This is a genomic window from Rathayibacter sp. Leaf296 (genome assembly GCF_001423045.1).
GTDB classification, from domain to species: Bacteria; Actinomycetota; Actinomycetes; order Actinomycetales; family Microbacteriaceae; genus Rathayibacter; species Rathayibacter caricis.
In genome coordinates, this window is the sequence record NZ_LMNR01000001.1 from 2098362 (window position 1) to 2116863 (window position 18502).

The following is an 18502-nucleotide window of genomic DNA, read 5'->3' on the forward strand; positions in this document are numbered from 1 at the left end:
ACCGGCGGCCCGTTCGGGGGCGCCGGGCCTTGGAGCCCCCGGGCTCCGACTGCTAGGGCCTGGTGAACACGAGTCCTAGGACGCCTCGACGACGACCAGCAGATCGCCCGCGTCGACCTGCTGCGTGACGGGGACGGCGAGCCGACGGACGGTGCCCGCGACCGGGGTCGTGATGGCCGCCTCCATCTTCATCGCCTCGATCGTCGCGATCGCCGCTCCCGCCGCCACGACGTCGCCCACGGCGACCTTGAGCGTCACGACCCCCGCGAACGGAGCGGCGACCTGGCCGGGCACGGTCCGGTCCGCCTTCTCGGCGCTCGTCGCGTCGACCGCGACGGTCGTGTCGCGGACGAACACCGGCCGCAGCTGCCCGTTGAGAGTGGTCATCACCGTCCGCATGCCCTTGTCGTCGACGTCGCCGATCGCCTCGAGCCCCACATAGAGGCGGACACCGCGGGCTATCTCGACCACGTGCTCCTCGCCCTGCCGCAGTCCGTAGAGGTAGTCGGCCGTGTCGAGGGCCGAGACGTCGCCGTACGACTCCCGCACGTCGAGGAACTGCTGGGCGGGGCCTGGGAAGAGCAGCCGGTTCAGGGTCGCGCGCCGGGCGCCCGCGTCCTCGCCGAGCAGCACCGCGCGGTCCTCGGGCGAGAGGTCGGCCACTCCGATGCGCACGTCGCGGCCCTCGAGCACCCGGGTGCGGAACGGCTCGGGCCAGCCGCCGGGCAGCTCGCCGAGCTCGCCCGCCATGAAGCCGACGACGGAGTCGGGGATGTCGTACGCCTGCGGGTTCTCGGCGAAGTCGGCGGGGTCGGCGTCGACCGCGGCGAGGTGGAGTGCGAGGTCGCCGACGACCTTGGAGGAGGGCGTGACCTTCGGAACCCGTCCGAGGATCCCGTTCGCGGCGGCGTAGAGGTCCTCGACGACCTCGAAGCGGTCGGCGAGGCCGAGCGCGATCGCCTGCTGGCGCAGGTTCGAGAGCTGGCCGCCGGGGATCTCATGGCGGTACACCCGCCCGGTCGGTCCGGGCAGCCCGGACTCGAACGGGCGGTAGAGGCGGCGGACCGCCTCCCAGTAGGGCTCGAGATCCGAGACCGCGTCGAGGTCGAGCCCGGTGTCGCGGGGCGTGTGCGCGAGCGCGGCGACCAGGGCCGAGAGCGAGGGCTGGCTCGTGGTGCCCGCCATCGGCGCGGACGCGGCGTCGACGGCGTCGGCACCCGCCTCCGCCGCGGCGAGCAGGGTGGCGAGCTGACCGCCGGGAGTGTCGTGGGTGTGCACGTGCACCGGCAGGTCGAACCTCCCGCGCAGCGCTTCGACGAGGCGAGCGGCGGCGTACGGACGGAGCAGCCCCGCCATGTCCTTGATCGCGAGCACGTGCGCTCCCGCCTCGACGATCTGCTCGGCGAGTCGGAGGTAGTAGTCGAGGGTGTAGAGATCCTCGGCCGGATCGAGCAGATCGCCGGTGTAGCAGACCGCCACCTCGGCGACGGTGGTGCCCGTCGCGAGCACGGCGTCGATGGCGGGCCGCATCTGCGACACGTCGTTGAGCGCGTCGAAGATGCGGAAGACGTCGACGCCGGTGGCGGCGGCCTCGCGGACGAACGCGTCGGTCACCTCCGTCGGGTAGGGCGTGTAGCCGACGGTGTTGCGGCCCCGGAGCAGCATCTGGATCGCGACGTTCGGCAGCGCCGCTCGAAGCGCCGCGAGCCGCTCCCACGGGTCCTCGCCGAGGAAGCGGAGCGCGACGTCGTAGGTCGCGCCTCCCCAGGCCTCGACCGACAGCAGCTGCGGAGTGAGCCGGGCGACGGACGGGGCGACGGCCACGAGGTCGCGGGAGCGGACCCGCGTCGCGAGGAGCGACTGGTGCGCGTCGCGGAAGGTCGTGTCCGTGACCGCGAGGGCGGTCTGCGCACGCAGGGCGTCGGCGAACCCCTTCGGACCGAGCTCCAGGAGGCGCTGACGCGAGCCGGCGGGGGCGGGAGCCGCGAGGTCGACGGCCGGCAGCTTGTCGACGGGCGGCAGGCCCGGCGGGCGGGCGCCGTGCGGCTGATTCACCGTGACCTCGGCGAGCCAGGTCAGGAGCTTCGTGCCGCGGTCGCGCGATTCGCGTCCGGCGAGCAGCCCCGGCCTCTCGTCGATGAAGGAGGTGCTGAGGTCTCCCGCGGCGAAGGACGCGTCGTCCAGCACGGCCTGCAGGAACGGGATGTTCGTCGAGACGCCGCGGATCCGGAACTCGGCGAGAGCGCGCTTGGCACGGGCCACCGCCGCCGGGAAGTCGCGACCGCGGCAGGTGAGCTTCGCGAGCATCGAGTCGAAGTGCGGGCTGATCTGAGCACCCGGGTTGATCGTACCGCCGTCGAGGCGGATCCCGCCGCCGCCCGGCGAGCGGTACGTCGTGATCTTGCCGGTGTCCGGACGGAAGCCGGCCGCCGGGTCCTCGGTGGTGATGCGGCACTGCAGCGCCGCCCCGTGCAGTCGCAGCTCGCCCTGGGTCAGACCCAGCTCAGCGAGGGTCGCCCCCGCGGCGATCCGCATCTGCGAGGCGACCAGATCGACGTCGGTGACCTCCTCCGTCACCGTGTGCTCGACCTGGATGCGCGGGTTCATCTCGATGAACACGTGCTCGCCCGCCCGCTCCCCCGCCGTGTCCAGGTGGAACTCCACCGTGCCCGCGTTGACGTACCCGATCGAGCGGGCGAAGGCGATGGCGTCGCGGTGCATGGCCTGCCGGGTCGTCTCGTCGAGGTTCGGCGCGGGCGCGATCTCGACCACCTTCTGGTGGCGGCGCTGCACCGAGCAGTCGCGCTCGAACAGGTGGACCGTCTCGCCGTCGGCGTCGGCGAGGATCTGCACCTCGATGTGCCGGGGCCGGACGACCGCCTGCTCCAGGAACATCGTCGGATCGCCGAACGCGCTGTCGGCCTCGCGCATGGCGGCCTCGAGGGCCGCGCGGAGGTCCTCCGGAGCGTCGACGCGCCGCATGCCGCGACCGCCTCCTCCGGCGACCGCCTTGGCGAAGATCGGGAAGCCGATCTCCTCGGCGCCCGCGAGCAGCTCGTCGAGATCCCGTGACGCCGGCGTGGACCGGAGCACCGGGACGCCGGCCGCCCGCGCGTGCTCCTTCGCGGTGACCTTGTTGCCCGCCATCTCGAGGACCCGGGCCGGAGGACCGATGAACGCGATGCCGGCGTCGGCCGCCGCTCGGGCGAGCTCGGGGTTCTCGGAGAGGAACCCGTAGCCGGGGTAGATCGCGTCGGCACCGCACTCGAGGGCGACCCGGATGATCTCGGCCACATCGAGGTAGGCCCGGACCGGATGCCCCTTCTCGCCGATCTGGTAGGCCTCGTCGGCCTTCAACCGGTGCATCGAGTTCCGGTCCTCGTACGGGAACACGGCGACGGTGCGCGCCCCGAGCTCGTACGCGGCGCGGAACGCCCGGATCGCGATCTCTCCGCGATTGGCCACAAGGATCTTCGAGAACACGGCAGTCCTTCGGGTCGGTCCTCCGCGGGCGACGGGGAGCCGGGAGTGCGACGTCGCGCCCCCGTATCCGCATCCCGGGCCGGGTGGCGCGCAGGGAACGGTTAGGTTCTCCCACCCTAGTGAAAGTAAAGTAACCAGCCATGCATGTACTCAGCGTGAGCTCCCTCAAGGGCGGCGTCGGCAAGACCACGGTGACCCTCGGCCTCGCGTCCGCAGCGTTCTCGAAGGGTCTGCGAACGCTCGTCGTCGACCTCGACCCCCAGTCCGACGTCTCCACCGGCATGGACATCAACGTCGCCGGCCACCTCAACATCGCCGACGTGCTGACGTCGCCGAAGGAGAAGATCGTCCGCTCGGCGATCGCCCCCTCCGGCTGGACGAAGGAGCACCACGGCACCATCGACGTGCTCATCGGCAGCCCGTCCGCGATCAACTTCGACGGACCGCACCCCAGCATCCGCGACATCTGGAAACTCGAGGAGGCGCTCGCGAGCGTCGAGGCCGACTACGACCTCGTGCTGATCGACTGCGCCCCGTCGCTGAACGCGCTGACCCGCACCGCGTGGGCGGCGAGCGACCGCGTCGCCGTCGTCACCGAGCCCGGGCTCTTCTCGGTCGCGGCCGCCGACCGCGCCCTGCGCGCCATCGAGGAGATCCGCCGCGGTCTCAGCCCGCGCCTGCAGCCCCTCGGCATCATCGTGAACCGCGCGCGAGTGCAGTCGCTCGAGCACCAGTTCCGGATCAAGGAGCTGCGCGACATGTTCGGCCCGCTGGTGCTCAGCCCGCAGCTTCCGGAGCGCACCTCGCTGCAGCAGGCGCAGGGCGCGGCGAAGCCCGTGCACGTCTGGCCGGGTGAGAGCGCGCAGGAGATGGCGCACAACTTCGACCTGCTGCTCGACCGGGTCATCCGCACCGGCCGCATCGGCGAGCAGGTGCCGGCGGGGAAGTAGGGGCGACCTCTTCTCGACGACGGCGTCGCAGCTCCGGCTGCGGCGCCGTCGTCGTCGGGCGGGGTGGTCGGCGCGGCGACAGCGGTTCCTGGCGCTGGTGGATCTCGAGACGCCCGCTGCGCGGGCTACTCGATCAGCAGAGGCCGCGGAACCACGGATCAGCAGGGGCAGGCGGGAGCCTGCAGGTGACCGGAGCGGCGGTCAGCCGACCTTGCGGGAGGCGCGGCGCTGGGCGAGCTCGTCCATCGGGTCGACGGACTGGCTGCCGAGGTCGACGAGGCTGGACTCGACCTCGCGGAGGACCTTGCCGACGGCGATGCCGAAGACGCCCTGACCGCGGCTGAGGAGGTCGATGACCTCGTCGTTGGAGGTGCAGAGGTAGACGCTCGCTCCGTCGCTCATCAGCGTCGTCTGGGCGAGGTCGTCCACTCCGGACTCGCGCAGCTGCGTGACCGCGGTGCGGATCTGCTGAAGGGAGATGCCGGTGTCGAGCAGTCGCTTGACGAGCTTGAGCACGAGGATGTCGCGGAAGCCGTACAGGCGTTGCGTGCCGGAGCCCGAGGCGCCGCGCACCGTCGGCTCGACGAGCTCGGTGCGGGCCCAGTAGTCGAGCTGGCGGTAGGTGATCCCTGCCGCGCGGGCGGCGACGGCACCGCGGTAGCCCGCGCTGGCGTCGAGATCGGGGAGTCCGTCGGTGAACAGGACGAGGTCGCGCTGGCCGCTGACGTCGCGGCGGACTTCTCTCATCCCGTGGCCTTCCGGATCCGAACGCCGGATCGTCCGAACGCGCTCCCTACGGTACTCACCCGGGGGTGCCGAGTAAACGACATCGGCTCGACGGCCGCGGCGTGTCGTCGCGGCCGCGGGATCACGAACGGGCGATCCGCGTGAGGGCGCTGCGGACCATGGCGCTGCGGATCGTTCCGAGCTGCGCGGCCAGTCCGATGGCGTTCTCGGTCGCGCTCGCGGAGCCGGACACGTCGCCCCGGCGGGCGCTCGATGCGACGACGCTCTCGATGAGCGACATCTCGCGCTCCACCGCGACCCGCAGCGGGCGGAGGTGGCGCGGCTCGATGCCCGACCGCGAGAGCTCGACGAGCGCCTTGAGGGTCGTCACGGCCTCCTCGCCGTAGAACTCGCCACCGCGGACGAGTCCCGCGCCGATCGCCTCCTGGAGGAGCGCGCCGCTCGCTCCGGACTCCTGCGCGAGCTGCTCGCGGGTGAGCCGGGACGCCGGGGCGAGCAGGGAGGCGGGCGCCCCGCCCACACCGCTCGGGAGCACCGGCTCGCGGCCGGCGTCGACGTCGTCGAGGTAGCCGCGGATGACCTTCAACGGCAGGTAGTGATCGCGCTGCAGCCCGAGGATCATGCGGAGCCGCTCGACGTCCGCTCCGGAGAACTTGCGGTACCCGGAGTCGGTGCGAGCGGGTGAGACGAGACCCTGCTCCTCGAGGAAGCGGAGCTTGGACGGGGTGACGTCGGGGAACTCGGTCGTGAGACGGGACAGGACCTGTCCGATGCTCAGCAGAGCGGCCGGACCGGACGGGAGGGCCCGGGCGGTGGAGCGCCCCACGGTCTACGCGTCCGGTGCGGCGACGAGGTCGGCGCGGGACGCGTAGAAGGTGAGCCGGAACTTGCCGACCTGCACCTCGGAGCCGTCGGTCAGGAGTGCGGACTCGATGCGCACGCCGTCGAAGTAGGTGCCGTTGAGGGAGCCGAGGTCGCGGACCTCGAAACCCGTGCCGCGGCGGACGAACTCCGCGTGGCGGCGCGAGACGGTGACGTCGTCGAGGAAGATGCCGGCGTCGGGGTGCCGGCCGACCGTCGTCGAGTCGGTGTCGAGGAGGAAGCGCGCTCCGGTGTTCGGCCCGCGGCGCACGACTAGCAGGGCGGATCCGGACGGCAGCGCGCCGACCGCCTCGGCCTCGTCGCGGGAGGCGCGGTTGTCGAGCGCAGCGAGCTGCGCACCGATGTCGTCGGTGAACGTGAGCGTCGTGTCCGTCGAGGGCTCGACGGGCTCGGACTTCAGCGGTTCGGTGGATGATGCTCCACGCACGGGCTCGGCCAAGACGTACCTCCTATCCGTTCAGCGTATCGGAATCCGGGGGCCCGCCGGACCCGGACTTCTGCGAGCGGACACCCCGGACGAGACCGGCCGTCTGCACCGCGTAGACGATCCCGGCCCACCAGTAGAGGAAGGCGCCCCAGAGCGCGAAAGCCCAGGCGATGGGCAGCGAGGCCGACGCGAGATCGGGGAAGGCCTGTCCGAGCATGATCAGCGGCAGGGCGTAGAAGAGGCAGAACGTCGCGAACTTGCCGAGATGGTGCACCGGGAGCGGCCCGTAGCCGGTGTTCGCGAGGATCACGGCGAGGACGACGAGCATCAGATCCCGCGCGACCAGCACGGCGACCAGCCACCACGGCACGAGTTCGCGGAACGCGAGGCCGAGCACCGTGGCGAAGATGTAGAGCCGGTCGGCGGCCGGATCGAGGATGCGCCCGAGACGCGTCATCTGGTCGAAGCGGCGCGCGATCCAGCCGTCGAGGTAGTCGGTGAGGCTGGACACCACCAGGGTGAGCAGCGCCAGAGCGTCCTCCCCCTCGATCACGAGGACGAGGAACACGGGGACGAGCGCCAGGCGCACCATGCTCAGGACGTTCGGGACCGTCCAGATCCGGTCCTCCCCCGCGCGCGCCATGCGCTCAGCCTACGGGCGGGCCCCGCGCGCCGGGTCAGCGCTTGTCGCGCCAGACCCGCTCGAACGGCAGACGCCAGGCGTGCGGCGCGATCAGCTGGTGGATCGCGTTCGGGCCCCAGGAGCCGGGGGCGTAGAGGCGCACGGGCGGCGGATCCTGCAGCAGCGGCGCCGAGACCTCCCAGAGGCGCTCGATGCCCTCGGCGGTGGTGAAGAGCGTGTGGTCGCCGCGCATCGCGTCGAGGATCAGCCGCTCGTACGCCTCGAGGGCGTCGCCGGCGCGATCGGTCTCCTGCAGCGCGAACTGCATGCTGAGCTTGTCCAGGCGCATGCCCGGCCCTGGCCGCTTGCCGTAGAAGGACAGCGAGACCTTGGAGGCGTCGGCGAGATCGAAGGTGAGGTGGTCGGGGCCGTGGGCGCCGACTCCGGAGCCCTGCGGGAACATGCTCTTCGGGGGCTCGCGGAAGGCGATCGAGATGATGCGCTGCCCCTCCGCCATGCGCTTGCCCGTGCGGAGGTAGAACGGCACGCCCGCCCAGCGCCAGTTGTCGATCTCGCACTTCAGCGCGACGAAGGTGTCGGTCTCGGAGTCGGGGGCGACGCCGGGCTCCTCGCGGTAGCCGATGTACTGGCCGCGCACCACGTTCTCGGGGTTCAGCGGCCGCATCGAGCGGAAGACCTTGTTCTTCTCCTCGCTGATCGCCTGCGGCTCGAGCGCGGTCGGCGGCTCCATCGCCATGAAGGCGAGGACCTGGAACAGGTGCGTGACCACCATGTCCTTGTAGGCGCCGGTGGACTCGTAGAACTCGGCGCGACGGTCGAGCGTCAGCTTCTCGGGGATGTCGATCTGGACGTGGTCGATGAAGTTGCGGTTCCAGATCGGCTCGAAGAGGCCGTTGGCGAAGCGGAAGGCGAGGATGTTCTGCGCCGGCTCCTTGCCGAGGAAGTGGTCGATCCGGAAGATCTGCTCCTCGTCGAACGTCTCGTGCAGCTCGGCGTTGAGGACCACGGCGCTCTCGAGATCGACGCCGAAGGGCTTCTCCATGATGATGCGGGAGCGCTCGACGAGGCCCGCCTCGGCGAGCATCCGCACGACCGACAGCGCGGCCCTGGGCGGCACGCTGAGGTAGTGGAGGCGGCTGACGTCCGGGCCCAGCTCCTTCTCGGCGGACTTCACGGCCTCGGCCAGGGCGGCGGGGCCCGCCGACTGCGGCACGTAGCAGAGCTTCGACGCGAACTCGTCCCACTGCGCGCGGGTGAGCGAGCGGCTGCCGAACTCGTCGTACGCGAGCTTCGCGAAGGCGCGGAACGACTCGTCGTCGTGCTCCTCGAGCGAGGTCCCGACGATGCGCACGTCGGGCGCGAGCGAGGACAGCGCCAGATGCGCCATGCCGGGGATGAGCTTGCGCCGCGCGAGATCGCCGACCGCCCCGAAGAGCACGACGACGTGAGGAGCGGCCTGCTCTGTCTGGACGGCGGGAGCGGAGGGTGCGGGTGTCACGGTCACACCTCCGATCATTCCATTGCGAAACGAGACCCGGGCGTCATCTCCCGGATACGAGGCGCCGCTAATGTCTGTCAGGTGCCTCCGATCTCCGACGCGCCAGCCGCGACCGCAGCACCCGCCCCCACCTCCGCCGACGGCACCGTCGCGCCGCCCCTGGACGACCGCATCCGTGCGGACGTCCACCTCCTGGGCGAGCTCCTCGGACAGGTCCTCCGCGAATCCGGGGACCCGACGCTCTACACCGACGTCGAGCGCCTGCGCGCGCTGACGATCAGCGCGTACGACGGCGGACGACCCGAGGACCTCGCCGATGCGGAGGAGTTCGTCGCGTCGCTCTCGGCCGAGCGCGCCGAGGAGGTGGCGCGCGCCTTCACCTGCTACTTCCACCTGGTCAACGTGGCGGAGGAGTTCCACCGCGTGCGCGTGCTGCGCCGGCGCGAGGCCGATGCCGGCGCGCAGTCGCCCGAGGACTCGATCACCGCGTCGGTCGCGACGCTCACCGCCGAGCTCGGAGAGGAGGAGGCGTTCGAGCGCCTCTCGCGCCTCGAGTTCCGCCCCGTGCTCACCGCGCACCCCACCGAGGCCCGCCGCCGGGCCGTCGCCTCGACCATCCGGCGCATCAGCGCGCTGCTCGAGCAGCGCGACGACCCGCGCACGGGCGGCGTGGTCCTGCTCGAGAACCGCCGACGCCTGCTCGCCGACGTCGACACGCTCTGGCGCACCGCGCCGCTGCGCGAGTCGAAGCCGTCGCCGCTGGACGAGGTGCGCACCGCGATGAGCGTCTTCGACGAGTCGCTGTTCTCGGTCCTCCCCCGCGTGTACCGCCGTCTCGACGACGCTCTCCAGGGCGAGGCGTCGGGCACCCGCGCGCCGATCGCCCCCGCCTTCGTGCGGCTGGGCACCTGGATCGGCGGCGACCGCGACGGCAACCCGTTCGTCACCGCCGAGACGACCCTCGAGGCCGTCGGCATCGCGTCCGAGCACGTGCTGATGGGGCTCGAGCGGGTCGCGCGCCGCGTGGGCCGCGCCCTGACGCTCGACGCGTCGACCACTCCGCCGTCGGACGAGGTGCTGGCGCTCTGGGACGCGTGCACGGCCCGCGCGCCGGAGCTCGCCGAGGACATCGCCGACCGCTCCCCCAACGAGACGCACCGACGCGTGCTGCTGTTCGCGGCCGAGCGACTGGCGGCGACGCGCAACGGCTCCGCGCTCGCGTACTCCTCCGCCGCCGAGCTGATGGGCGACCTGCGGACGCTGCAGGAGTCGCTCCTCGCCGCCGGCGACGCCCGCTCGGCCTACGGCGACCTGCAGAACATGATCTGGCAGGTCGAGACCTTCGGCTTCCACCTGGCCGAGATCGAGGTGCGCCAGCACTCGAAGGTGCACCGCGAGACGATCGCGGCGATCCGGGCCGGCGGTGCACTCGACGAGCGCAGCGAGGAGGTGCTCTCGGTGTTCCGCGCGATCGCGACCGTGCAGGAGCGCTTCGGCGTCGCCGCCGCGCGCCGCTACATCGTCTCGTTCACCCAGTCCTCGGACGATCTGCGGACCGTGTTCGAGCTCGCGGACGCGGCGACGGAGGGGCACCCTCCGGTCATCGACGCGATCCCGCTCTTCGAGACCTTCGCCGACCTCGACGCGTCGACCGACATTCTCGCCGACATGATCCGGCTGCCCCAGGTGCGCAAGCGGCTCGACGAGACCGGGAACCGCCTCGAGGTGATGCTGGGCTACTCCGACTCGTCGAAGGACGTCGGGCCCGTCTCGGCGACGCTGGCGCTCTACGACGCCCAGGCGCGCATCGCGAAGTGGGCGGCCGACGAGGGCATCGTCCTCACGCTGTTCCACGGCCGCGGAGGCGCGCTGGGGCGCGGCGGCGGACCCGCCAACCGCGCGGTGCTCGCGCAGCCGCCGGGATCGGTCGACGGCCGCTTCAAACTGACCGAGCAGGGCGAGGTCATCTTCGCGCGCTACGGCAACCCGGACATCGCGACCCGGCACATCGAGCAGGTCGCCGGCGCGACCCTCCTCGCCTCCTCCCCCTCGGTGGGCGAGCGCAACGCCGCGGCGGCCGACCGCTTCCGCGAGGTCGCCGAGACGATGGACCGCGAGTCGCGCAAGCGCTTCTTCGAGCTGGTGAAGGCCGACGGCTTCGCGCCCTGGTTCGCCCGGGTCACCCCGCAGGAGGAGGTGGGCCTGCTCGCGCTCGGCTCGCGTCCCGCGCGCCGCGGCCTCTCGGTCGAGTCGCTCGAGGACCTGCGGGCGATCCCGTGGGTGTTCGCCTGGACGCAGGCGCGCGTCAACCTGACCGGCTGGTTCGGACTCGGCAGCGCACTGGAGGCCGTGGGGGACCTCGAGCTGCTCCGCTCGGCGTACGCCTCGTGGCCGCTGTTCACGACGATGATCGACAACGTCGAGATGTCGCTGGCGAAGACCGACGAGGGCATCGCGCGCCGCTACCTGGCGCTCGACTCGCGCGACGACCTGGCGGCCCTCGTCCTCGACGAGATGGAGGCGACCCGGCGCTGGGTGCTCTCGATCACGGGCGAGGAGAGCCTGCTCACCGGACACCGCGTGCTCGGCCGGGCGGTGCGGCTGCGCACTCCCTACGTCAACGCGCTCTCGCTGCTGCAGCTGCGGGCGCTCCGCGCGCTGCGCACGGATCCGGGCGGCTCGGGGACGGAGCAGAACCAGCGCCTGCTGCTGCTCGCGGTCAACGGAGTCGCCGCCGGCCTGCAGAACACGGGCTGATCCGGGCGCGCCCCGGAACGACGGAACCCCCGCGACCACGTGGTCGGCGGGGGTTCTGTAGTGCGAGCGTCAGACCTGGGCGCCGTCGGCGAACTTCTCGGTCCCGGCCGCCTCCTGAGCGGCCTTCGCCTCGTCGTACTGGCGGCGGACCTCGACCATGTCGAGACCGCGCACCTGCTCGATGAGGTTGTCGAGGGCGGGGGCGGGCAGCGCGCCGGGCTGAGCCATCAGCGGGATGCCGTCGCGGTAGACGACGAGGGTCGGGATGGAGGAGATGCCGTAGCTCGCGGCGAGCTGCTGCTGGTCCTCCGTGTCGACCTTCGCGAAGGTGATGTCGGCGTTCTTGTCGCTCGACGCCTCGAAGACCGGGGCGAACTGGCGGCACGGGCCGCACCAGGCCGCCCAGAAGTCGATGAGGACGATGCCGTCGGAGACGGTCTGGTCGTGGGAGTCGAGGGTCATCGTGGTCGTAGCCATGCCGACTCCAACCCGGGCGGCCGCCCGGCTATTCCCCGCGCGGGTCGCGGAGTGCGAGGAGGTCGAGCAGGGTGCGGGGGCCGAGGGCGGCGGCTCCGAGGGCGCTCACGCGGGCGATCAGCTCGCGGTCGGCGGTGGCCACTGCGGCGGGGTCCTCGAGAGCGCGCACCAGGGCGACGATCGCGTCGTCGCCCGAGCCGTCCGCGGACTCGATGCGGAGGCGCCGCGCCGAGGCTGCGGCGAGGGCCGCCGTGGTGTCGGCGTCACGGGCCGCGCCCTCGAGGACCACGGCGATCCGCGGCCAGACGCGGTCGGCGGCGACTCCGAGCACTTCTCCGGGCAGACCCGCGACCGCCAGAGCGGCCAGGCCGTCGAGGAGTCGCTCGGCGGCTCCCGCGCGGTCGCGCCACCAGCCGTCGGGCCGGGACCCGACGACGTTCGCGGCGTCGACGACCAGCACGGGGATCGCCGCGTCGAGCTCGCGCAGCCCGCTCCAGGAGGCGCCGAAGCCGGGATGCAGCGGCAGCGCCTCGACGTCGTCGGGGGCGACCCACCGCAGCTCGGTGCTCTCGGCGTCGGCGATGCGGGGCTCGAAGTGCTCGAGCGCGTGCGCGAGGACGGTGGTGTAGCTCCAGGGGCCGATGGTGACGATGCTCGCGGCATCGGGAACGACGAGCTCGGGCGGGACGCCCGCCTCCTCCCCCGACTCGCGCAGGGCGGCCTCGAAGGCCGACTCCTCGGGGTGGCGGGCTCCCCCGGGAAGCCCCCAGGTGCCGCCGAAGTGGCTCCAGGCGACGCGGTGCTGCAGCAGCACCCGGCCGTCGGGATCGCGCAGGAGCAGACCGGCCGCGCCGAAACGGCCCCAGAACCGGCGCCCGTCCCCGACCTCGACCCAGCCGTCGCCGAGCGACGCGTCGAAGGGGTGGCGCGGAAGCGCGGCGTCGCCGCCGCTGTCGCTGCCCGTCATGCCCTCCAGCCTGACACACCGCGCCGGGACGACCGGACGGTGCGACTCCCCGTGGCTGGCAGAATCGGACGATGCGCCGCTCAGGAGTCCTCCGTCTCGCGACGGTGCTCTGGCTCGCGGTCATCGCGCTGATCACGCTGACCCCTGCGCCGTACCCGGCCGGGGAGCCGTCGACGCTCGTCCGCTCGATCATCGCCTTCCTCGGCTCGACTCCGCTGACCTCGTGGTTCGACTACGACGTCGCCGAGTTCACCGCGAACGTGCTCATGCTCGTGCCGCTCGGGGCGCTGCTGGCCGCGCAGCTGCCTCCGCGCCGCCGTCTGCTCGCCGCCCTGATCGGGCTCGGCGTCTCGGTGCTCGTCGAGACGATCCAGCTGCTCTGGCTGCCGTCGCGCGTCTCGGACGTCCGCGACCTCGTCTCGAACGGACTCGGCTCGCTCCTGGGCGCGCTGCTGACGATCGCGCTGCTCCGCTCCTCCGCTCGCCGCTCCCTCCGGAAGGACCGCACCGCCCATGCCCGCTGACACCCTCGTCCTGCTCGACCGCCCCTCCGAGGCGTCACCGGGCCACGGCCTCGCCGCGGCGGCGGTCGTCGATCCGACGGGCGTCGGCGGGATCGACGTCACCGATCTCGGCTTCACCCGGGGCGACGGCGTCTTCGAGACGATCAACCTCGTCGACGGGCGGCTGCAGGCGCTCGACGCCCACCTCGACCGCTTCGCGGCCTCGGCCCGGATGCTGGAGCTGCCGGAGCCCGACGGCGCCGCATGGCGACACGCGATCGACACGGCGGTCGCCTCGCATCCGCGGGTGCCGGAGGCGATGGTGAAGACGATCCTGACGCGCGGGCTCGAGGGCGACGGACGGCCGACGGGCGTGGTGTTCGTCCAGACGAGTCCGGACTTCGGCCCCGCGCGGCGGGACGGAGTGCGGATCGTGCTGCTGGACCGGGGGCTGCGCTCGGACGTGCGGGAGACCTCGCCCTGGCTGCTCGCGGGGGCGAAGACGCTCTCGTACGCGGTCAACCGCGCGGCGTCGCGCGAGGCGGTGCGGCGCGGGGCGGACGACGCGCTCTTCGTCTCGAGCGACGGGCTCCTGCTGGAGGGGCCGACCTCGAACCTCGTGCTGCTCACGGGCGGCGCGCTGCTCACTCCGCCGCCGAGCCTGGGCCTGCTGCCCGGGACGACGCAGGCCGACCTGTTCGCGTTGGCGGGCGGACTCGGTCTGCAGACCGCCTACCGGGCCCTGCGCCGCGAGGACCTGGACGCCGCGGACGCCGCCTGGCTGGTCTCGAGCGCGCGGAACGCCGCTCCGATCCGCGCCGTCGACGGGAGCGAGCGCCGCGTCGACGCCGAGCTCTCGGCCCGGATCAACGCGGCGCTGCTCGCACGCTGACGCGGCGCCCGGAAGCGCCTCGTCCTAGGAGAGGTCGGTCACGTCGGTCGCCTCGCGGCTGATCAGCCCGCCCCGCACGCGGACGGCGGCGGGGTCGACGTCGACGCCCTCGCGCTGGTCGGCGGCCTCGTCGTTGATGACGGCCGACACCAGTCCGCGCCAGTCGGTGCCCTCGGCGACGGCGTCCTCGGAGCCGAGGCGGCTCGAGACGAAGACGGCCTCCGCCTCCTCGCCCGCGTGCGAGATCACGGCGAGCTTCCCGACGGCGCGGCCGTCGGGGTGGCGGACCTGCCACTCCTCGTGGCCGGACGGGACGAGCGCGTACTCGGCGCCCGCGTGCTCGAAGGCGGTGTCGCGCAGCTCGGACGGCAGTCCGCTGTGCGGGGGCGCGCCGCGGGTCGGGACGCCGGCGCCGCCCTCGGAGGAGCGCGCGCTCGTCGTGCTCATGCCGACGTCGCCCGGGGTGCCGGCGGCCGTGCTCGTGGCGGTCGCCTCGGCCACGGGAGCGTCCTCCTGACCGGTGTAAGTGCTGCCGTTGGGGTTCGAGCCGGTGTTGCCGTGGTCGGTGCTCATGAGGAGACCTCCTTGTCGGGCGGTCCTGGGGACCGCGGGGTGTGCGGGTCCGCCGAGCGGCCCGGAGGGACCACCCGGCTCCCGGGTTCGTAGACTGGACGGATGCAGATCCCGGTCACCGGCGCCGTGCGCGTGGACGCCTGGCTGTGGGCGGTCCGCGTGTACAAGACGCGGTCGGCCGCGACCTCGGCGGCCCGCGCGGGCCACATCCGCGTCAACGGCGAGCGGGCGAAGGCGGCGCAGACCGTCAAGGTCGGCGACGAGGTCCGCGCGCGCATCGCCGGATTCGACCGGCGCCTGATCGTGCGCGGGCTGATCGTGAAGCGGGTCGGCGCGCCGATCGCCGCGGAGTGCGCGGAGGATCTCACTCCGCCGCCCCCGCCGCGCGAATCGGCACCCGCGATCATCGAGCGCGACCGGGGTGCCGGACGGCCGACCAAGCGCGACCGCCGCGAGATCGAGCGGCTGCGCGGCTTCTGAGCGTCACGGGATCGCTCACGGCGCGAGGGCGCGCAGGCGCTCGAGGAGGCCGTCGGCCGCCTCGTCGAGGAAGCGCTGCTGCAGCTCGTCGCCGACCTGGACCAGCGCGATGTCCGTGAATCCGGCCTCGATGTAGGGCACGAAGCTCTCGGCGAGCTCGTCGAGGTCGGGTCCGCAGGCGATCTGCTCCGCGACGTCCTCGGGGCGCACGAACTTCGACGCTCCGGAGAAGCCGGCCGGGGTGGGCAGGTCGGCGTTCACGGCCCAGCCGCCGGCGAACCAGCGGAACTGCTCGTGCGCGAGGGCGATACCCTGCTCCTTGTCCGGAGCCCAGCAGATCGGGATCTGCCCGATCGTGCGCGACGGAGCGGCATCGGCTCCGCGGACGGCCGTCCACTGCGAGATCAGCTCGGCGTCGGGCTCGGTGGTGATCAGGTGGTCGCCGAGCGGCGCGAAGCGCTCGATCGACTTCTCGCCCGAGACGGCCAGGCCGATCTCGACGGGCTTCTCCGGCAGGTCCCAGATGCGCGCGGAGTCGACGCGGAAGTACTCGCCCTCCCACGTCACCAGCTCGCCGGTGTGCAGCGCGCGGATGATGTGCACCGCCTCCTCGAGCATGTCCTGACGGACCGAGACGGCCGGCCAGCCCTCGCCGACGACGTGCTCGTTGAGGTTCTCGCCCGACCCCAGACCGAGCGTGAAGCGGTCGTCCGAGAGGAGGGCGAGAGTGGCGGCCTTCTGGGCGACGACGGCCGGGTGGTACCGGATCGTCGGGGCCGTGACGTAGGTGGTGAGATCGATCGTGGACGTCGCCTGCGCGACCGCGCCCAGGAGGGTCCAGGCGTAGGAGGCGTGCCCCTGCTCGGTCAGCCAGGGCGAGTAGTGGTCGCTCGAGACGGCGAACTCGAAGCCGTGCCTCTCGGCGTCGACGGCGTAGCCGACCAGCTGCTTGGGTCCGCTCTGCTCGGTCATCAGGGTGTATCCGAATCGCACCATGGTCGCTCCTCGTTCGCTCGGCGTCGCGTGCCCGGGGGCACGGTCCCATGGTGCGCGGCGGTCGGGGCGGCTGCTAACCCCTTGCACGGGCGACCGGCGGGGGCTAGCGGGAGCGCTCAGACGAAGCGGACGCGGCTCTGCACGCGCGTGCGGACCTCGAAGGACTCTCCATAGCCGCCGAGGCGGTCGTCGGTGCCCGAGCGCAGCAGCTGCGGGAGGAGCGAGCGCCGGATCAGCACGGCGCCCTGGTGCCGGCCGCGCTCGACCTGCTCGTAGGGCTGCTCGAGGCCGTCGTCGGGCACGACGACGACGCTCGCCGAGAAGCGCACGCCGAGCTCGCGGCCCAGACGCCTCGCCGCCTTCGAGAGCGACGCGATGGGCTTCTCGTCGTCGGCGACTCCGGCGCCCTCGACCTCGCCCTTGCGCAGGCGCACCGAGTCGCCCCAGTCGGCCGAGGTCAGGGCGAGCAGCCCGGACGGGCCGAGGACGACGTGGTCGATCTTGAGCCCGCCGTCGCCGACGGCCACGTCGTTCCAGATCGTGTAGGCGATGCCCAGCGAGGCGACGAGGGAGGCGGTGGCCTCCTCGGCCTGCGCCTTCGCGAGCCAGCGCCGCACCTCGCGAGGCGCGGAGCGGACGATCGCCGGATCGAACGGGTCGTCGATGTCGACGCCGCGGCCGAGCCACTCCCGCACGAGGCGCAGGTAGTACTCGCGGGCGGCTCCGCCCGGGTGGCCGTAGGAGCGGGCGCGGACGGCCGAGGCGGTCTGCGGCCGGGGCGACCCGGTGTAGGGCGACTGCGGGGACTGCGCGCCCGGGGCCGGAGCACCGCGGTCGTAATCGGTGCGGGCCGAGGCGCTGCCGATCCGCTCCCAGGCGAGCTGGACCGCGTGGAACGAGGCGGCGTCGCCTCCGGTGTCGGGGTGCGTCTCGCGGAGCAGCCGCCGGTAGGCCTTCCGCAGCTCGTCGTCGGACGCGGTGGCGGGGACGCCGAGGACCTCGTAGGGCGTGCGGGCGGCGTGGCTGTCGGGCATGGTCTTCCGGAGGGGTCGAGGAGCGGTGCGAGCCCTCGAGCATATCGGCGGCGGCCGAGCGGCCGATGGGAGCGCGCAGGGCGTGCGCTCGGAAGCCGCCGGGGTCGGGAGCACCCGGGTGGGCGCTCCCGGACGGCTCAGCCCTCGGCGAGCATCTCGCGCACCAGCGGGATGACGCGGGTGCCGTACAGCTCGAGGTTGTGCATGATCGCCGCGTGCGGCAGGGTGCCGGCGCTGTACTTCAGGTCGAAGCGGTCGATGCCCAGGGCGCCCACCGTGTTCGCGATCTTGCGGGCCACGGTCTCGGGCGAGCCGACGTGCAGCGCGCCGTCGGGGCCGGCCTCCTCCGCGAAGCGCTCGGGAGTGAGCGGAGACCAGCCGCGCTCGCGGCCGATGGCGTCGGCCATCCCTTTGTAGTGCGGGAAGTACAGCTCGCGCGCCTCCTCGTCGGTGTCGGCGACGAAGCCGGGCGAGTGCACGGCGACCGGGAGGCGCGGCTGCTCGAGCTGGTCGAGGGCGCGGCCGAAGAGATCGACGTACGGGCGGAAGCGTGCCGGCGAGCCGCCGATGATCGCCAGCACCAGCGGGAAGCCGAACCGGGCGGCTCGGACGACCGACTCCGGGCTGCCGCCGACGCCGATCCAGGTGCGCAGGCGCCCGTTCTCGACGGAGGGGAACACGCTCTGCTCGGTGAGCGCGGCGCGGGTGCGGCCCTCCCAGGTCACCGGCCCGCCCTCGAGGAGGGCGTGGAAGAGCTCCAGCTTCTCCTCGAACAGGAGCTCGTACTGCGAGAGGTCGAGGCCGAAGAGGGGGAAGGACTCGGTGAAGGAGCCGCGGCCGAGGATGACCTCCGCGCGCCCGTTCGAGACTCCGTCGAGGGTCGCGAAGCGCTGGAAGACGCGGACGGGGTCGTCGGAGGAGAGGACGGTGACGGCGGATCCGAGGTGGATGCGCTCGGTGCGGCCCGCGATCGCGGCCAGGACCACGTCGGGGGCGCTCACCGCGAAGTCGGCGCGGTGGTGCTCGCCCACCCCGAAGAAGTCGATGCCGACGGCGTCGGCGAGCACGCCCTCCTCGACGACGTCGCGCAGGACCTGGCCGTGCGGGAGCAGGGCGCCGTCGGCGCCGCGGGTGACGTCGCCGAACGTGTCGACGCCGAACTTCACTTCATGCATACTCATGGACTTCTGCAA

17 protein-coding genes are annotated in these 18502 nt (G+C 72.7%); 5 read left to right on the forward strand and 12 right to left on the reverse strand.

The genetic code is table 11. From position 1 onward, the window contains the following. Positions 1-75: 75 nt before the first annotated feature. Entirely contained in the window at positions 76-3483 is a 3408-nt protein-coding gene (locus ASF46_RS09740; RefSeq protein WP_056867285.1) for a pyruvate carboxylase, read from the reverse strand. A 140-nt stretch (positions 3484-3623) separates the two neighbouring features. Between ASF46_RS09740 and ASF46_RS09745 the strand changes: the two genes are divergently transcribed. Then, positions 3624-4433, forward strand: a complete 810-nt coding sequence (locus tag ASF46_RS09745; RefSeq protein ID WP_055794914.1) for a ParA family protein — start codon at positions 3624-3626, stop codon at positions 4431-4433. A 201-nt stretch (positions 4434-4634) separates the two neighbouring features. On the opposite strand, the gene ASF46_RS09750 is transcribed toward ASF46_RS09745, so the two are convergent. The 5 genes from ASF46_RS09750 to zwf form a co-directional block, all read right to left on the reverse strand. Next, entirely contained in the window at positions 4635-5180 is a 546-nt protein-coding gene (locus ASF46_RS09750) for a MerR family transcriptional regulator (protein ID WP_056867286.1), read from the reverse strand. Positions 5181-5301: 121 nt separating this feature from the next. Continuing rightward, on the reverse strand, positions 5302-6006 hold the full coding sequence (locus tag ASF46_RS09755; protein WP_056867287.1) for a MerR family transcriptional regulator: 705 nt from the start codon (positions 6004-6006) through the stop codon (positions 5302-5304). A 3-nt stretch (positions 6007-6009) separates the two neighbouring features. Further along, on the reverse strand, positions 6010-6462 hold the full coding sequence (locus tag ASF46_RS09760; protein WP_230673060.1) for an FHA domain-containing protein: 453 nt from the start codon (positions 6460-6462) through the stop codon (positions 6010-6012). Positions 6463-6511: 49 nt separating this feature from the next. Next, the gene (locus ASF46_RS09765; RefSeq protein WP_056867288.1) at positions 6512-7132 is read right to left on the reverse strand and encodes a CDP-alcohol phosphatidyltransferase family protein; all 621 of its coding nucleotides are present in this window, start codon (positions 7130-7132) and stop codon (positions 6512-6514) included. 34 nt (positions 7133-7166) lie between these two features. Next, on the reverse strand, positions 7167-8630 hold the full coding sequence (gene zwf / locus ASF46_RS09770) for a glucose-6-phosphate dehydrogenase (RefSeq protein ID WP_056867543.1): 1464 nt from the start codon (positions 8628-8630) through the stop codon (positions 7167-7169). A 159-nt stretch (positions 8631-8789) separates the two neighbouring features. Here zwf and ASF46_RS09775 point away from each other — a divergent pair, with 159 nt between their 5' ends. Beyond that, positions 8790-11387 (forward strand): phosphoenolpyruvate carboxylase, encoded by a 2598-nt coding sequence (locus ASF46_RS09775; protein WP_056867544.1) that lies wholly within the window; start codon positions 8790-8792, stop codon positions 11385-11387. A 69-nt stretch (positions 11388-11456) separates the two neighbouring features. On the opposite strand, the gene trxA is transcribed toward ASF46_RS09775, so the two are convergent. Together trxA and ASF46_RS09785 are read right to left on the reverse strand one after the other, a co-directional pair. Then, complete coding sequence (trxA, locus tag ASF46_RS09780) at positions 11457-11864, reverse strand: thioredoxin (protein ID WP_056867289.1); 408 nt, start codon at positions 11862-11864, stop codon at positions 11457-11459. A gap of 28 nt (positions 11865-11892) precedes the next feature. Continuing rightward, positions 11893-12831, reverse strand: coding sequence for an NUDIX domain-containing protein (locus tag ASF46_RS09785; protein ID WP_056867290.1), 939 nt, complete (start codon positions 12829-12831; stop codon positions 11893-11895). 71 nt (positions 12832-12902) lie between these two features. On the opposite strand from ASF46_RS09785, the gene ASF46_RS09790 reads away from it, so the two are divergent. Beyond that, positions 12903-13355: a VanZ family protein gene (locus tag ASF46_RS09790; RefSeq protein ID WP_056867291.1), complete on the forward strand. Its 453-nt coding sequence runs from the start codon at positions 12903-12905 to the stop codon at positions 13353-13355. Continuing rightward, the gene (locus tag ASF46_RS09795) at positions 13345-14226 is read left to right on the forward strand and encodes an aminotransferase class IV (protein ID WP_056867292.1); all 882 of its coding nucleotides are present in this window, start codon (positions 13345-13347) and stop codon (positions 14224-14226) included. Before ASF46_RS09790 ends, ASF46_RS09795 begins: the two co-directional genes overlap by 11 nt. 24 nt (positions 14227-14250) lie before the next feature. Here ASF46_RS09795 and ASF46_RS09800 read toward each other — a convergent pair whose 3' ends face one another. Then, on the reverse strand, positions 14251-14799 hold the full coding sequence (locus ASF46_RS09800; RefSeq protein ID WP_056867293.1) for a hypothetical protein: 549 nt from the start codon (positions 14797-14799) through the stop codon (positions 14251-14253). A 102-nt stretch (positions 14800-14901) separates the two neighbouring features. Here ASF46_RS09800 and ASF46_RS09805 point away from each other — a divergent pair, with 102 nt between their 5' ends. Next, positions 14902-15279, forward strand: coding sequence for an RNA-binding S4 domain-containing protein (locus ASF46_RS09805; RefSeq protein WP_055794888.1), 378 nt, complete (start codon positions 14902-14904; stop codon positions 15277-15279). A gap of 15 nt (positions 15280-15294) precedes the next feature. Here the strand turns inward: ASF46_RS09805 and ASF46_RS09810 are convergent, their stop codons facing one another. The 3 genes from ASF46_RS09810 to ASF46_RS09820 all read right to left on the reverse strand — a co-directional run bounded on the left by ASF46_RS09810 (position 15295) and on the right by ASF46_RS09820 (position 18484). Further along, positions 15295-16275, reverse strand: coding sequence for a TIGR03557 family F420-dependent LLM class oxidoreductase (locus ASF46_RS09810; RefSeq protein WP_056867294.1), 981 nt, complete (start codon positions 16273-16275; stop codon positions 15295-15297). A gap of 116 nt (positions 16276-16391) precedes the next feature. Next, the gene (locus ASF46_RS09815; RefSeq protein WP_056867295.1) at positions 16392-17309 is read right to left on the reverse strand and encodes a J domain-containing protein; all 918 of its coding nucleotides are present in this window, start codon (positions 17307-17309) and stop codon (positions 16392-16394) included. Between the two features lie 137 nt (positions 17310-17446). After that, on the reverse strand, positions 17447-18484 hold the full coding sequence (locus tag ASF46_RS09820; RefSeq protein WP_056867296.1) for an LLM class flavin-dependent oxidoreductase: 1038 nt from the start codon (positions 18482-18484) through the stop codon (positions 17447-17449). Between the last annotated feature and the right edge of the window lie 18 nt (positions 18485-18502).